The 15,674-nt window shown below is 71.9% G+C and carries 13 protein-coding genes; 6 read left to right on the forward strand and 7 right to left on the reverse strand.

Annotated features, from left to right (window positions below; translation table 11 throughout):
• Nucleotides 1–3: 3 nt before the first annotated feature.
• Nucleotides 4–1,746, reverse strand: coding sequence for a lysine--tRNA ligase (gene lysS, locus ACFWN1_RS04935; RefSeq protein WP_384358247.1), 1,743 nt, complete (start codon nucleotides 1,744–1,746; stop codon nucleotides 4–6).
• A gap of 151 nt (nucleotides 1,747–1,897) precedes the next feature.
• Between lysS and argS the strand changes: the two genes are divergently transcribed.
• From argS to ACFWN1_RS04950, 3 genes are all read left to right on the forward strand, one after another.
• Nucleotides 1,898–3,667, forward strand: a complete 1,770-nt coding sequence (gene argS, locus ACFWN1_RS04940; RefSeq protein ID WP_384358249.1) for an arginine--tRNA ligase — start codon at nucleotides 1,898–1,900, stop codon at nucleotides 3,665–3,667.
• Nucleotides 3,668–3,824: 157 nt separating this feature from the next.
• Nucleotides 3,825–4,076 (forward strand): hypothetical protein, encoded by a 252-nt coding sequence (locus ACFWN1_RS04945; RefSeq protein WP_384358251.1) that lies wholly within the window; start codon nucleotides 3,825–3,827, stop codon nucleotides 4,074–4,076.
• Nucleotides 4,077–4,089: 13 nt separating this feature from the next.
• Entirely contained in the window at nucleotides 4,090–5,259 is a 1,170-nt protein-coding gene (locus ACFWN1_RS04950; RefSeq protein ID WP_384358253.1) for a flotillin family protein, read from the forward strand.
• A 9-nt stretch (nucleotides 5,260–5,268) separates the two neighbouring features.
• Here the strand turns inward: ACFWN1_RS04950 and hemB are convergent, their stop codons facing one another.
• From hemB to ACFWN1_RS04980, 6 genes are all read right to left on the reverse strand, one after another.
• Nucleotides 5,269–6,261 carry a porphobilinogen synthase gene (gene hemB, locus ACFWN1_RS04955; protein ID WP_384358255.1) on the reverse strand — a complete coding sequence of 331 codons (993 nt, stop codon included), beginning with the start codon at nucleotides 6,259–6,261 and terminating at the stop codon, nucleotides 5,269–5,271.
• 121 nt (nucleotides 6,262–6,382) lie between these two features.
• Complete coding sequence (locus ACFWN1_RS04960) at nucleotides 6,383–8,086, reverse strand: uroporphyrinogen-III synthase (RefSeq protein WP_384358257.1); 1,704 nt, start codon at nucleotides 8,084–8,086, stop codon at nucleotides 6,383–6,385.
• On the reverse strand, nucleotides 8,083–9,054 hold the full coding sequence (gene hemC, locus ACFWN1_RS04965) for a hydroxymethylbilane synthase (RefSeq protein ID WP_384358259.1): 972 nt from the start codon (nucleotides 9,052–9,054) through the stop codon (nucleotides 8,083–8,085). Before hemC ends, ACFWN1_RS04960 begins: the two co-directional genes overlap by 4 nt.
• Nucleotides 9,051–10,760, reverse strand: a complete 1,710-nt coding sequence (locus ACFWN1_RS04970; protein ID WP_384358261.1) for a glutamyl-tRNA reductase — start codon at nucleotides 10,758–10,760, stop codon at nucleotides 9,051–9,053. Before ACFWN1_RS04970 ends, hemC begins: the two co-directional genes overlap by 4 nt.
• A complete protein-coding gene (locus ACFWN1_RS04975; protein WP_384358263.1) occupies nucleotides 10,757–11,521 on the reverse strand; it encodes a redox-sensing transcriptional repressor Rex in 765 nt (254 codons plus the stop codon). The genes ACFWN1_RS04970 and ACFWN1_RS04975 overlap by 4 nt, the downstream gene beginning before the upstream one ends.
• Nucleotides 11,522–11,742: 221 nt before the next feature.
• Entirely contained in the window at nucleotides 11,743–12,024 is a 282-nt protein-coding gene (locus ACFWN1_RS04980) for a glutaredoxin family protein (RefSeq protein ID WP_384358265.1), read from the reverse strand.
• A gap of 118 nt (nucleotides 12,025–12,142) precedes the next feature.
• Here ACFWN1_RS04980 and ACFWN1_RS04985 point away from each other — a divergent pair, with 118 nt between their 5' ends.
• From ACFWN1_RS04985 to ACFWN1_RS04995, 3 genes are all read left to right on the forward strand, one after another.
• Nucleotides 12,143–13,078, forward strand: coding sequence for an HAD family hydrolase (locus ACFWN1_RS04985; RefSeq protein WP_384358267.1), 936 nt, complete (start codon nucleotides 12,143–12,145; stop codon nucleotides 13,076–13,078).
• A gap of 278 nt (nucleotides 13,079–13,356) precedes the next feature.
• Entirely contained in the window at nucleotides 13,357–14,142 is a 786-nt protein-coding gene (locus tag ACFWN1_RS04990; RefSeq protein ID WP_384358269.1) for an ECF subfamily RNA polymerase sigma factor, BldN family, read from the forward strand.
• A 246-nt stretch (nucleotides 14,143–14,388) separates the two neighbouring features.
• The gene (locus ACFWN1_RS04995; RefSeq protein ID WP_384358271.1) at nucleotides 14,389–15,639 is read left to right on the forward strand and encodes a DUF5667 domain-containing protein; all 1,251 of its coding nucleotides are present in this window, start codon (nucleotides 14,389–14,391) and stop codon (nucleotides 15,637–15,639) included.
• The last annotated feature ends 35 nt before the right edge of the window (nucleotides 15,640–15,674 follow it).

The following is a 15,674-nucleotide window of genomic DNA, read 5'->3' on the forward strand; positions in this document are numbered from 1 at the left end:
GGCCTACTCCCCGAGCAGGGCCCGCACCCGGTCCTGACCGACCGCCAGCAGCAGCGTGGGCAGGCGCGGGCCGGTGTCGCGGCCGACGAGCAGGTGGTACAGCAGGGCGAAGAAGGTCCGCTGGGCCGTCTTGATCTCCGGCGGCAGCTCCTTGGGCGTGGCGTCGGCGGGGAAGCCGGCGCGTACCTTCGGGACGCCGTAGACGAGGTGGGTCAGGCCGTCGAGCGACCAGTTGTCCGCGAGCCCGTCGGCCAGCAGGCGCAGCGACTGGCGGGCCTCGTCGTCCAGCGACTTCAGCAGCCCGGCGTCCGGCTCGTCGCGGACGACGGTGCGCTGGTCGGCGGGGACGTAGGTGTTGATCCACGCCTCGGCCTTGTCGTACCGGGGGCGCGCGTCGGCGAGGCCGGTGATCGGGTCGGCCGGGTCCAGCTCGGACAGGATGCGGAGCGCCTGGTCCTGGTGCCCGGCGGTGATGTCCGCGACCGAGGCCAGCGTGCGGTACGGCAGCGGGTGCGCGGTCCTCGGCAGCGCACCGGCGGCGGTGCCGATGGCACGGGTGTACGCGGCGACGTCACCGGGGAGCGCGGAGCCGTCCTCCACCTTGCCGGCGAGCTTGTCCCACTCGTCGTAGAGGCGCTGGATCTCCTGGTCGAAGGCGATCTTGAAGGACTGGTTGGGGCGGCGGCGGGCGTACAGCCAGCGCAGCAGCTGCGGCTCCATGATCTTCAGCGCGTCGGCCGGGGTGGGCACACCGCCGCGCGAGGACGACATCTTGGCCATGCCGGAGATACCGACGAAGGCGTACATCGGGCCGATGGGCCGCTCGCCGTCGAAGATCCCGACGATCTGGCCGCCGACCTGGAAGGAGGAGCCCGGCGAGGAGTGGTCGACGCCGGAGGGCTCGAAGATCACGCCCTCGTAGGCCCAGCGCATCGGCCAGTCGACCTTCCAGACCAGCTTGCCCTGGTTGAACTCGCTGAGCTTCACGGTCTCCGCGAAGCCGCAGGCGGTGCAGGTGTAGGCAAGCTCGGTGGTGTCGTCGTCGTAGGAGGTGACGACGGTGAGGTCCTTGCCGCATTCGCCGCAGTACGGCTTGTACGGGAAGTACCCGGCGGAGCCGGAGCTGCCGTCGTCCTCGGCGGCGGCGCCGGAACCCTCCTCGGCCTCCAGCTCGGCCTCGTCGACCGCCTTCTGCTGCGGCTTCTTGCCCGGCGCCTTCTTGGTGCGGTACTGGGCGAGGATCGCGTCGATGTCCCCGCGGTGCTTCATCGCGTGCAGGATCTGCTCGCGGTACACGCCCGAGGTGTACCGCGCGGTCTGGCTGATCCCGTCGAACTCCACGCCCAGTTCGGCGAGCGCCTCGGTCATGGCGGCCTTGAAGTGCTCGGACCAGTTCGGGTATGCGGAGCCCGCCGGCGCGGGAACCGAGGTCAGCGGCTTGCCGATGTGCTCGGCCCAGGACTCGTCGACGCCCGCGATGCCGGCCGGGACCTTGCGGTAGCGGTCGTAGTCGTCCCAGGAGATCAGGTGCCTGACCTGGTGCCCGCGCCGCCGGATCTCGTCGGCGACCAGGTGCGGGGTCATGACCTCGCGCAGGTTGCCCAGGTGGATCGGACCGGACGGCGAGAGCCCCGAGGCGACGACGACCGGTTTGCCCGGAGCCCGGCGCTCCGACTCCTGGATGACGTCATCCGCGAAACGGGAGACCCAGTCGGTGGTCTCGGGGCTCTGAGCCACGATCGGCACGTCCTTCGGTTCGAGGGGTGGTCCGGCGGTTGCTCTCCGCCGACCTCCTCTCATAATCCCAGACGGCCCCGCACGCGAAAAAACGGCTTTACCCCCCGTGGGATACTGGCCGGGACCATCCATTCCCACGAGGAGAACGGCACCCTTACCTATGGCCTCGGTCACGTCCCTCCGCGACTCCGTCCAGCGGCATCTCGCCTCCGCGCTCTCGGCCGCCCTGCCGGAGGCCGCCGGTGCGGACCCGCTGCTGCGACGAAGCGACCGGGCCGACTACCAGGCCAACGGCATCCTCGCGCTCGCCAAGAGGGCCAAGGCCAACCCGCGCGAGCTGGCGACCCAGGTGGTCGCGGGAATCGTCACCGGCGAGGTGATCGCGGACGTCGAGGTCTCCGGCCCCGGCTTCCTCAACATCACCGTCGCGGACCAGGCGATCACCGAGAACCTGGCCGCCCGGTACGCGGACGACACCGGCCGCCTTGGCGTGCCGTTCGCCGAGCGTCCCGGCACCACGGTGATCGACTACGCGCAGCCGAACGTGGCCAAGGAGATGCACGTCGGCCATCTGCGCTCGGCGGTCATCGGCGACGCGATGGTGCGGCTGCTGGAGTTCACCGGCGAGAACGTGGTCCGGCGGCACCACATCGGCGACTGGGGCACCCAGTTCGGCATGCTCATCCAGTATCTGGACGAGCACCCGCACGAGCTGGACCACAAGGCGTCCGAGGTGTCCGGGGAGGAGGCGATGTCCAACCTGGACCGCCTCTACAAGACCGCGCGCAGGCTGTTCGACTCCGACGAGGAGTTCAAGACCCGCGCCCGGCGCCGGGTGGTCGACCTCCAGGCCGGCGACGAGAAGACCCTCGCCAGCTGGCAGAAGTTCGTCGACGAGTCGAAGATCTACTTCTTCTCCGTCTTCGACAAGCTGGACCTGGAGGTCCGCGACCCCGACATCGTCGGCGAGTCCGGGTACAACGACATGCTCGCGGAGACCTGCCGCCTGCTGGAGGAGTCCGGCGTCGCGGTGCGCTCCGAGGGCGCGCTGTGCGTGTTCTTCGACGACATCAAGGGCCCGGAGGGCAACCCGGTCCCGCTGATCGTCCAGAAGTCCGACGGCGGCTACGGCTACGCGGCCACCGACCTCTCCGCGATCCGCGACCGCGTCTTCGACCTCGACGCGTCCACCCTGCTGTACGTCGTGGACGCCCGGCAGGCCCTGCACTTCCGGATGGTCTTCGAGACCGCGCGCCGCGCGAAGTGGCTGAACGACGAGGTGACCGCGGTCCAGCTGGCCTTCGGCACGATCCTCGGCAAGGACGGCAAGCCGTTCAAGACGCGGGCCGGCGAGACGGTCAAGCTGGAGGGCCTGCTGGACGAGGCCGTCGAGCGGGCCACCGCCGTGGTCCGGGAGAAGGCCGAGAAGGTGGGCCTGACCGAGGACGAGATCGTCGAGAACGGCCGGTACGTCGGCGTGGGCGCCGTGAAGTACGCGGACCTCTCCACCTCCGCCGTGCGGGACTACAAGTTCGACCTGGACCAGATGGTCTCGCTGAGCGGCGACACCTCGGTGTACCTCCAGTACGCGTACGCCCGTATCCGCTCCATCCTCCGCAAGGCCGGCGAGGCCCGTCCGGTGGCTCACCCGGAGCTGGCGCTGGCCCCGGCCGAGCGGGCGCTGGGCCTGCACCTGGACCAGTTCGCGGAGACGGTCCTGGAGGTCGCCGCGGCCCGCGAGCCGCACAAGATGGCCGCCTACCTCTACCAGCTGGCCTCGCTGCTGACGTCGTTCTACGACCAGTGCCCGGTCCTGAAGGCGGACACCCCGGCCCAGGTCGAGAACCGCCTGTTCCTGGTCGACCTCACGGCCCGGACCCTGCACCGGGGCATGGAGCTGCTGGGCATCCGGACGCCCGAGAAGCTCTGACCCGCACCACTGAGAACGGCCCGGTCCACGCCCCGCGGACCGGGCCTTTTCGCGTCCCCGCCTTCCTCGAAAAGGCAGAGGGAGCCATGGTGTACGCCCGTCATCGGCGGGGCTATCGTCGGACCGGAGGACCAGAACGACGGGAGGCAGCCGGACGATGGCCCAGGACGAAGCCGTGATCGGCCGCACGGGGGAACTGCTCATCGGCACGCGCGGCTCCGCCGGTCCCGGCGAGATCCTGGTGCGGGTCAGAGGCGGCTCCGAGACCTTCCTCGCCTGGTCGCCGGAACCGCTGCCGCGCGGGGCGACCGTACTCGTGATCGAGTCACGGGGGTTTCGTGAGGTCGATGTCATCGCGTGGGGCGATCCATTGGACACGCTGGGCGGGCTGTCCGCCGGCGTCGACTGAGGAGACGAGCAGTATGTTCGGTTACCGCGTTCCCGCTCCCGACGAGGCGATGCTGATCTCGGGTGGCAGGCGGGGACTGGGGGGCGCGCCGTTCCGGGTGGTGACGGGGCACGGGAAGTTCGTGCTCCCCGTCTTCCGCAAGGTCCGCTTCCTCACGCTGTCGATGTGCGAGGCCGAGGTCACCGAGACCTGTGTGACCAAGCAGGGCATCGCACTGCACGTCCGCGCCGTGATCGCGTTCAAGGTCGGCAACGACCCGGAGAGCATCATCAACGCCGGTCAGCGCTTCCTCTCCGACCAGGAGCAGATGTCGGTGCTGACCGGGCGGATCTTCGCGGGCCATCTGCGCGCGATCATCGGCTCCATGACGGTCGAGGAGATCGTCACCGAGCGGCAGAAGCTCGCGGCCGAGGTGCTGGACACCTCGAAGATGGAGATGGCGAAGATCGGCCTGACCGTGGACTCGCTCCAGATCCAGTCCATCGACGACGGCAGCACCGGGTACATCGACGCGATGTCCGCTCCGCACAAGGCGGCCATCCGCCGGCAGGCCCAGATCGCCCAGGCCCAGGCCAACCAGGCCGCCGCCGAGGCGGAGCAGGTCGCGGCCCGCAAGCAGGCGGAGTACGCCCGGCAGACCGCGGTGGTCCAGGCGGAGTACTCGGCGCAGGTGGACCGCGCCCAGGCCGAGGCCGCCCAGGCGGGGCCGCTGGCGCAGGCGCACGCCCAGCAGGAGGTGCTCGCCGCGCAGACCGAACTGGCGCTGCGCCAGGCGAACCTGCGTCAGCAGCAGCTGGTGGCGGAGATCGTGAAGCCCGCCGAGGCCGAGGCGGAGCGGGTCCGCGTCCTGGCCATCGCGGACGCCGAGCGCATGAAGATCCAGGCCGAGGCCGCCGCCTCCCACGACCGCGTCGCCCTCGACCGCATGCTCATCGACCAGCTCCCCCAGATCGTGAAGGAAGCCGCAGGCGGCCTGGCGGGAGCCAACGTCAACGTCCTGAACGGCGCGGACGGCCTCGGCGAGATAGCAGCCGGCCTGGTCGCCCAGGGCCTGACGATCCTCGACTCGGTCCGCAACAACTTGAGCGGCCAGAACGGTCACCAGTCGTCCGGCACCGAGCAGCCGGGCAACCGCCTGGAGATCCAGGGCCCGCGCACCCCGGAGGGTGACGGGACGAAGTAGCCGGCCTCGCTAGCGCAGCCGCTGGGCCGCCTCGGTGGCCCAGTAGGTGAGGATGTTCCGCGCACCGGCCCGCTTGATCCCGGTCAGGGACTCCAGGATCGCCCGGTCACGGTCGATCCAGCCCTTCCCGGCGGCGGCCTCGATCATCGCGTACTCACCGGACACCTGGTACGCCGCCACCGGCACGTCCACCGCGTCGGCGACCCGTGCCAGGACGTCCAGGTAGGGCCCGGCCGGCTTGACCATGACCATGTCCGCGCCCTCGGCGAGGTCCAGCTCCAGCTCGCGCAGCGACTCGCGGAGGTTCGCCGGGTCCTGCTGGTAGGTCTTGCGGTCGCCCTGGAGGGAGGAGCCCACGGCCTCCCGGAAGGGCCCGAAGAAGGCGGAGGCGTACTTCGCGGTGTACGCGAGGACCGCCACGTCCTCCCGGCCGATCTGGTCCAGCGCGTCCCGGACGACCCCGATCTGGCCGTCCATCATGCCGCTCGGGCCCACCACATGGGCGCCCGCGTCGGCCTGGACCTGCGCCATCTCGGCGTACCGCTCCAGCGTGGCGTCGTTGTCGACGCGGCCCTCGGCGTCCAGCACCCCGCAGTGCCCGTGGTCGGTGAACTCGTCCAGGCACAGGTCGGCCATGACCAGCAGGCCGTCGCCGACCTCGGCGCGCACCTCGCGCAGGGCGACCTGGAGGATGCCGTCCGGGTCGGTGCCCGGCGTACCGAGCCCGTCCTTCTTCGACTCCTCCGGCACCCCGAAGAGCATGATCCCGGAGACGCCCGCCTCGGCGGCCTCCAGCGCGGCCTTCCGCAGGCTGTCCCGGGTGTGCTGCACGACACCGGGCATCGCCGCGACCGGCACCGGCTCGCTCACGCCCTCCCGGACGAACGCCGGAAGGATGAAGTCGGCCGGATGCAGCCGTGTCTCAGCGACCATCCGCCGCATGACGGGTGACGTCCGCAGCCGCCGGGGCCGCGCGCCGGGAAAGGAACCGTACTTCGACATATCCCCAACGCTACGCCCGCCGGACCTCCGCCTTTGCCAACACGGTGTCGGACGCCAGGCACCGGGAGACGCGGGCGGGGTGCCCCCGAAAAGGGACACCCCGCTCATGCCGTCACGGACCTCAGGTCGTCGTACGACGTCTGCGCGCCCCCGGCCGCCGCTCGCTCGGCCGGGTCACCGGGTCGCCCGCCTCCACCGCGGCGGCACGCCGCTTCATGCCGAAGGCGGCCAAGGCCTCCGCCAGCTTGTGGACGGAGGGCTCCGGAGCCATCACGTCGACCCGCAGCCCGTGCTCCTCGGCCGTCTTGGCGGTCGCGGGACCGATACAGGCGATCACCGTCACGTTGTGCGGCTTGCCCGCGATGCCGACCAGGTTGCGGACCGTGGAGGACGAGGTGAAGAGCACCGCGTCGAAGCCACCGCCCTTGATCGCCTCACGGGTCTCCTGCGGCGGCGGCGACGCGCGGACCGTGCGGTACGCGGTGACGTCGTCCACCTCCCAGCCCAGCTCGATCAGCCCGGCCACCAGGGTCTCGGTGGCGATGTCGGCGCGCGGCAGGAAGACCCGGTCGATCGGGTCGAAGACCGGGTCGTAGGGCGGCCAGTCCTCCAGCAGGCCCGCCGCCGACTGCTCACCGCTCGGCACCAGGTCCGGCTTCACACCGAAGGCGATCAGCGCGCTCGCGGTCTGCTCGCCCACCGCCGCCACCTTGATGCCCGCGAAGGCACGCGCGTCGAGCCCGTACTCCTCGAACTTCTCCCGGACCGCCTTGACCGCGTTGACCGAGGTGAACGCGATCCACTCGTAGCGGCCGGTGACCAGGCCCTTGACCGCGCGCTCCATCTGCTGCGGGGTGCGCGGCGGCTCGACGGCGATGGTCGGGACCTCGTGCGGCACCGCGCCGTAGGAGCGCAACTGGTCGGAGAGCGAGGCGGCCTGCTCCTTCGTGCGCGGCACGAGGACCTTCCAGCCGAACAGCGGCTTGGACTCGAACCACGACAGCTGGTCGCGGCGGGCGGCGGCGGACCGCTCACCGACCACGGCTATGACCGGACGGCCGCCGTCCGGCGACGGCAGCACCTTGGCCTGCTTCAGCGTCTGCGCGATCGTGCCCAGCGTCGCCGTCCAGGTGCGCTGGCGGGTCGTCGTACCGGCGACCGTCACCGTCAGCGGGGTGTCCGGCTTGCGGCCCGCCGAGACCAGCTCGGCGGCGGCCGCCGCGACCGAGTCCAGCGAGGCGGAGACGACCACCGTGCCGTCCGAGGCACCCGCCTCCGTCCAGCAGCGCCCGGAGACGGTACGCGCGTCCAGGAAACGCACGTCCGCGCCCCGCGCGTCCCGCAGCGGCACACCGGCGTACGCCGGCACACCGGTAGCGGCCGCGACACCGGGGACGACCTCGAAGGGGACGCCGGCGGCGGCGCAGGCGAGCATCTCCTCGGCGGCGTCCGTGTCCAGTCCCGGATCACCGGCGACCGCACGGACCACCCGCCTGCCGCCCCGTGCGGCCTCCATGACAAGATGAGCCGCATCCTGGGCAGCGGCCGGGGCCACAGCGGGAGTTGACGCACCGTCAACGACTGTCAGCTGAGGTGCGCCCGGAAGCGCGTCCGGGGCGGAGGCCGCCTCCGTCGGCACGACGGAGACGCCCTGCCGGGCGTGCGTCCGGATCACGTCGAGCACCTCGTGCTCGGCGACCAGGACGTCCGCGTGGGACAGCGCCTCCACGGCGCGCAGAGTCAGCAGTCCCGGATCTCCGGGTCCGGCACCCAGGAAGGTGACGTGCCCGTGCTCGGGACCGGCGGGAAAGGCGGTGGGGCTCAATGTGCTCGCTCCCCCATCAGACCGGCCGCGCCCTGGGCGAGCATCTCGGTGGCGAGTTCGCGCCCGAGTGCCCTCGCCCCGTCGTGCGTCAGGGGCACGGAACCGGTGGTGGACAGCTGCACCATGCTGGAGCCGTCGGTCGTGCCGACGACGCCGCGCAGGCGCATTTCCTTGATTACAGGCCCGTCGATCAGGAGGTCGGCCAGCGCACCCACAGGGGCGCTGCAGCCGGCCTCCAGCGCGGCGAGCAGTGACCGTTCGGCGGTGACGGCGGCCCGCGTGTGCGGGTCGTCGAGTTCGCCGAGGGCCGCGGCGAGGGCAGCGTCCTGGGCGGTGTGCCCCGTCCTGCACTCGATCGCCAGGGCCCCCTGGCCGGGGGCGGGCAGAACCGTGTCGACGGACAGGAAGTCGGTCACCTCGTCGATCCGGCCGATCCGGTTGAGTCCGGCGGCCGCGAGCACGACGGCATCGAGCCGCCCCTCGTGGACGTACCCGATGCGGGTGTCCACGTTGCCGCGGATCGCCACCGTCTCGATGTCCAGGCCGTGGGTGCGCGCGTACGCGTTCAGCTGCGCCATGCGGCGCGGTGAGCCGGTGCCGATGCGCGCGCCGCGCGGCAGGTCGGTGAACTTCAGCGCGTCCCGGGCCACGATCACGTCCCGCGGGTCCTCGCGCACCGGCACGGCGGCCAGCGCCAGCTCCTCGGGGTGCGTGGTCGGCAGGTCCTTGAGCGAATGAACCGCGAAGTCCACCTCGCCGCGCACCAGCGCGTCCCGCAGCGCCGTGACGAACACGCCGGTGCCGCCGATCTGCGCCAGCGCCTCCCGGGAGACGTCGCCGTACGTGGTGATCTCGACCAGCTCGACGGGCCGGCCGGTCACCCGGCTCACGGCGTCCGCCACCTGCCCGGACTGGGCCATGGCGAGCTTGCTCCGCCTCGTCCCCAGTCGCAGTGCCTTGTCAGTCATGCCGGTCGGTCCTTCTCGTCTGTGTTGTCCACGGCCCGCGAGACGGCGGCGACCGTCTCCGGGTCGAGGTCGAACAGGGTCCGCAGCGCGTCCGCGTACCCGGTGCCCCCGGGCTCGGCCGCGAGCTGCTTGACCCGTACGGTCGGCGCGTGCAGCAGCTTGTCCACGACCCGGTGCACGGTCTGCCGGATCTCGCCGCGCTGGCGTGCGTCCAGGCCGGGCAGGCGCCCGTCGAGCCGCGCGACCTCGGCGGCTACGACATCGGCGGCCATGGTGCGCAGCGCGACCACGGTGGGGGTGATGTGCGCCGCCCGCTGTGCCGCGCCGAACGCCGCGACCTCGTCGGAGACGATACGCCGAACCTGGTCCACGTCGGACGCCATCGGCGCGTCGGCGGACGCCTCGGCCAGCGACTCGATGTCCACCAGGCGCACCCCGGCCAGCCGGTGCACGGCGGCGTCGATGTCGCGGGGCATGGCGAGGTCGAGGAGGAAGACGGCGGGGGCGGGGCGCGGGATCGCGGCGACCGGCTCGGGCCTGCGGTACTCGGGGACGCGGCCGGCGGTGGCGGCGGCCTCGGCGAGCGCGGCGATCAGCCCGGCGTCGGCGTCGGGGGTGAACCGGCCGCCCGCGTCGTGCTCGCGGCCCTGCTCCAGCAGCGAGGTGCCCTCGCCGACCCAGGCCGCGTGCTGCTCCAGGGTCGCCGCGTCCATGCCCGCGACGGCGGCCTCGCCGTGCACGGAGAAGCCGGGCGTGCCCTGTACCGAGGCCAGGTCCAGCGGGCAGTTCTCGTCGGTCCCGACGCCGGCCGGAGGCAGCGCGGAGGTCCCGGCCGGGGCGGCGGCACCCGGGTCGGCAGCCGGCTCCCCGGTGCGACCGGCGACGGCCTCGGCGACGGAGTCCGCCGTGAGCACCAGACCGGTCGCGCCGGTACAGGAGACGACCACGTCGGCACGTGTAAGTTCCGCCGCCACCGCGTCCATCCGGACCGCGCGGGCGGTGGCGCCCTCGGCCTCGCCGAGGATCCGCGCGAGCCGCTCGGCGCGCTCGAAGGTGCGGTTGGCGACGACGATCTCGGCGACCCCTGCCCGCGCCAGCGTGGCGGCGGCCAGCGACGACATCGACCCGGCGCCGATGACCAGCGCGGTACGCCCCCGGGCCCAGCCCGGCACGTCGGTGCTCGCGGCGAGCTGTTCCAGGCCGAAGGTGACCAGGGACTGCCCGGCGCGGTCGATACCGGTCTCGGAGTGGGCGCGCTTGCCGACCCTGAGGGCCTGCTGGACGAGGTCGTTCAGCAGCCGGCCGGCGGTGTGCAGGTCCTGGGCGCGGGCGAGGGCGTCCTTGATCTGGCCGAGGATCTGGCCCTCGCCGACGACCATGGAGTCCAGCCCGCACGCCACCGAGAACAGGTGGTGGACGGCCCGGTCCTCGTAGTGGACGTACAGGAACGGCGTCAGCTCCTCCAGGCCCACCCCGCTGTGCTGGGCGAGCAGCGTGGACAGCTCGGCGACACCGGCGTGGAACTTGTCGACGTCGGCGTACAGCTCGATCCGGTTGCAGGTGGCCAGCACCGCGGCCTCGGTCGCCGGGTCGGCGGCGACGGTGTCCTGGAGCAGCTTGACCTGGGCGTCCGAGTTCAGCGCGGCCCGCTCCAGCACGCTGACCGGGGCACTGCGGTGGCTCAGCCCTACGACGAGGAGGCTCATGCCGGCATCACGGCGGGCACGTCCCCGTCGGGTCCCTGGTCGGCGGCGCTCGGACGCTTGGCGGCCGCGGGTACGGCGCCGTCGCCGGCGGCGGTCTCCTCGCCGGCCTTGCGCTGCTCGTGGAAGGCGAGGATCTGCAGCTCGATGGAGAGGTCGACCTTGCGCACGTCGACGCCGTCCGGGACGGTCAGCACGGTCGGCGCGAAGTTCAGGATGGAGGTCACCCCGGCGGCCACCAGCCGGTCGCAGACCTGCTGGGCGGCGCCGGCGGGGGTGGCGATGACGCCGATGGAGACACCGTTGTCCTCGATGATCTTCTCGAGCTCGTCGGTGTGCCGCACCCCGATGCCCGCGACCGGCTTGCCGGACATCGCGGGGTCGGCGTCTATCAGCGCCGCGACCCGGAAGCCGCGCGAGGCGAAGCCGCCGTAGTTGGCGAGGGCCGCGCCGAGGTTTCCGATACCGACGATGACGACCGGCCAGTCCTGGGTGAGGCCCAGCTCACGGGAGATCTGGTAGACGAGGTACTCCACGTCGTACCCGACCCCGCGGGTGCCGTAGGAGCCCAGGTAGGAGAAGTCCTTGCGGAGCTTGGCGGAGTTGACGCCCGCCGCCGCGGCCAGTTCCTCGGAGGAGACCGTGGGGACCGAGCGCTCGGAGAGTGCCGTCAGCGCGCGGAGGTACAGCGGAAGCCGGGCGACGGTGGCCTCGGGAATCCCTCGGCTGCGGGTCGCCGGTCGGTGAGTTCGGCCAGTTGCCACGGTGCTCCTGCGGGTAGAGCGGGGCTGCGAGCGGTCATGCTTCCCCGGACCGCCCCGTCGACAAGAAGGCTATGTCTTTGTGAACGTGTGCACAAAGATGGTGTCCGATTTGCCCGGCCAACGTGACCGGGGTCACGCATGCCCGTTGCGGAGCGCTACCGGGGGGCAAAACTACACACTCGGCGTGTTTCATGCCCATGGGACCACTCCTGCGCCATTCGTCACCCGGTCAGCGCGCGGCGCAGCCGTCCCTCGTCCACCCGCCAGAAGGTGTGCTGCTCGCCGTCGAGGAGGACCACCGGGATCTGCTCCCAGTACTGGTCGTGCAGCGCCCGGTCCTCGGTGATGTCCCGCCCCTCCCACGGCACGCCGAGTTCGCCGCAGACCTTCTCGACCACGGCCTGCGCGTCGTCGCACAGATGACAGCCGGGCTTGCGGATCAGGGTGACCAGGCGCTCCTGGGGGGCGGCCTTGCGCCGGAAGAGGGGACTCATACGGGTCATTGTCCCGCCCCGCGCCCCCGCCCGGCCCGCGCCCGGTGGGGGATACGTATGCCCGGAGTTCACGGACTCCGAACCTCTCGGCTCCGGAACCGGCGGACGGACTGGCTATGCTCCAGCCATGGCCGCTCTTGGATGGCTCACCCCCCGTAGGCGTTCCGCCACGGCGCGGAGCGTGTTGGCAGGCGAGGCCTCCGCGGAGGCCGCCCGCAAGTCCTCGCAGGAACACCAGGAACAGACGGAGCCCGAGGGCGCCGGGCGGGAACCGGAGTTCCCCGTGCTCGGCGACGACCGGGCCGCCGCCTTCTTCGATCTCGACAACACCGTGATGCAGGGCGCCGCCCTGTTCCACTTCGGCCGCGGCCTGTACAAGCGGAAGTTCTTCAAGACCCGCGAGCTGGCCCGGTTCGCCTGGCAGCAGGCGTGGTTCCGGCTGGCCGGGGTCGAGGACCCCGAGCACATGCGGGAGGCCCGCGACTCGGCGCTCTCCATCGTCCAGGGCCACCGCGTGGCCGAGCTGGAGACGATCGGCGAGGAGATCTACGACGAGTACATGGCCGACCGCATCTGGCCCGGCACCCGCGCACTGGCCCAGGCCCACCTGGACGCGGGACAGAAGGTCTGGCTGGTGACGGCGGCCCCGGTGGAGATCGCCCAGGTCATCGCCCGCCGCCTCGCCCTCACCGGCGCGCTGGGTACGGTCGCGGAGTCGGTGGACGGCGTCTACACCGGCCGCCTGGTCGGCGAGCCGCTGCACGGCCCGGCCAAGGCGGAGGCGGTACGGGCGCTGGCCGCCGCCGAGGCGCTGGACCTGTCGCGCTGCGCCGCGTACAGCGACAGCCACAACGACATCCCGATGCTCTCCCTGGTCGGCCACCCCTACGCCATCAACCCGGACGCCAAGCTGCGCCGGCACGCCCGCGACAAGGACTGGCGGCTGCGGGACTACCGCACCGGCCGCAAGGCCGCGAAGGTCGGCATCCCGGCGGCGGCGGGCGTCGGCGCGGTGGCGGGCGGCACAGCCGCGGCGATCGCCCTGAGCCGCCGCCGCCGCTGAGCGGGTCCCGCGCGCCCGAATTATGCATCCGGACTTCGAACACGCCTCAGCTTTCACAGAAATCAGCCCAGTTCCGATCAACAACCGATCATGTTCGGCTAGTTGAACAGTCGCCAATCGCTAACAAAGGCGACCTAATCGGCGATTTGAGCAACTGGGTGTAGCAGGGTCTACACGAAGCGTTATTCTCCTCAGACGCAAACCGGTACCCCTCCGTCGCTACGACGGGTGAAAGGGCCCGCACTGCACGTGATGGAAGCTCTGCCTCTGGGAGTCCCGTGTACCCACACGTCGGGGTTGACGCCTCGGGCCTGGCTACGCTGCGCGCAACTGTCGCAACGGTCAAAGACACGCTGCGCGGCCTCGTCCCCACCGCGCACACCGTCCCCGCCTTCGCCGGCGCCGGCGCCGCGCCCCTCGGCCCGTGCTACGCACTGGCCGAACGCGGCGCGGCCGTCGGCAGACGAGCCCGCTCCACGGGCGCGCCCGCCGCCCGCCGGCCGGCCGCGGACAGTGACAGCGCCCGCATGATGGACCTGGTCGAACGCGCCCAGGCAGGAGAGGCGGACGCCTTCGGACGCCTCTACGAGCAGTACAGCGACACCGTGTACCGGTACATCTACTACCGGGTGGGCGGCAAGGCCACCGCCGAGGACCTGACGAGCGAGACCTTCCTGCGCGCCCTGCGCAGGATCGGCACCTTCACCTGGCAGGGCCGCGACTTCGGCGCCTGGCTGGTGACGATCGCCCGCAACCTGGTCGCCGACCACTTCAAGTCCAGCCGCTTCCGGCTGGAGGTCACCACCGGCGAGATGCTCGACGCCAACGAGGTCGCGCGCTCGCCCGAGGACTCCGTCCTGGAGTCGCTCTCCAACGCCGCGCTGCTGGACGCGGTGCGCCGACTCAACCCCCAGCAGCAGGAGTGCGTGACCCTTCGTTTCCTCCAGGGCCTGTCGGTCGCCGAGACCGCGCGGGTGATGGGCAAGAACGAGGGCGCCATCAAGACCCTCCAGTACCGCGCCGTGCGCACCCTCGCCCGGCTCCTCCCGGAAGACGCCCGCTGAGGCCGGCCGCCCCGCGACGCAGAGCGACGGTCAACTCACCCTTGGTGAAAGTGAGTTGGTTCTGCGATCCGGCGGCCCCTCGTGCGTAACCCAAGTGCCGAGCCGCTCGTTGTGCGGGATACAGGCTCCCTGTGGTCACGTCCTGGCCCACTTCGATCGCTCGATCGGGTGGATGTGGCCATGGGCGTGCAACCCTCAGGAGACCGCCTGGGGAGTCGACCGTCATGACGAGAGGAGGTGCCGCCAGTGATTGCGAACGTATCGGCGCACCGGCGGGCGAACGCCTTCGCCCAGGCCCTGGAGGAACAGTCCGACCGGGACACGGCGGCCGAGCACGCGCACCGGGCGGGATCACCGCCCACCGAGGACAGATCCGGGCAGGGTGAGCTGCTGGCCCTGGTGGACGGCCTCGGTGAGCTGCCCAAGCCGCAGCTGGACCCGGAGGTCAAGGCCGTCCAGCGGGCCCAGCTGGTGGCCGCGATGGAGGCCATGCTCCAGGAAGGCACCCTGGGCGGAGCGGCTCCGGCACCGGTGCCCGGCCAGCGTTCCCCCGGCCGGGGCGCGCATCGCGCCGGCCCGCTGAGCAAGCTGCGCCCGAGGTCCCGGCTGGCCAAGGGACTCACCGCGGGCGGCCTGAGCGTGGGCGTGGCCGCCGGCGCCTTCGGCGGAGTGGCCGCCGCCAGCTCCGAGGCCCTGCCCGGCGATTCGCTCTACGGACTCAAGCGCGGCATCGAGGACTTCCAGCTCAACTACCTCAGCGAGGGCGACGGGGAGCGCGGCCAGGCGTATCTGGACCACGCCTCCACCCGCCTCAACGAGGCCCGCAGGCTGATGGAGCGCGACCGGAGCGGCCGGCTGGACCACGAGTCCATCGGCGAGATCCGCCGCACCCTCTCCGGCATGCGCAACGACGTCACCGAGGGCCACCGCCTCCTCCACGCGGCCTACGAGGCGGACCCCGACTCCCTCGGCCCGATCCAGGCACTCTCCGCCTTCTCCCGCTCGCACCGCGAGGTGTGGAGCACGCTGAGCGACCGCCTCCCGCTCCAGCTCGGTGATGTGAAGGACGAGGTCTCCTCGGTCTTCGACGCCATAGACGAAGAGGTCGCCCCGCTGGAGTCGCTGCTGCCCAAGCCGCCCCCGGCCAAGGGCGACGACGGGCACAGCGGCAAGCGTCCCGGCGTGACCCCGTCCGGCTCCGCGGGCAGCCACCGGTCCGGCTCCCCGAGCACCGGTGGCACCCCGTCGGCGAGCGGCAAGGACCGGGACAGCACCCCCGGCACCCCCAGCGACTCCGCCACCGGCGACAGCGGCGACGGACTGCTCGGCGGCAGCACCGGCGGTCTGCTGGACCCGCCGAAGACCGGCGGTTCCGAAGGCGGTTCACCCTCCGCGGACAAGTCGTCCACCCCGCCGGGCAAGCCGGACGTCACCCTGCCCCCGCTCCTGCCGGGCCTGCTGCCCGGCCTGGGCATCGACGGCAAGGACGCCGAGTAGGCATCAGCGCGTACGGGAACGGGGCGCCCCTGTCC

Origin of the sequence: Streptomyces sp. NPDC058459, from assembly GCF_042721685.1 — a bacterium.
Classification (GTDB): Bacteria; Actinomycetota; Actinomycetes; order Streptomycetales; family Streptomycetaceae; genus Streptomyces.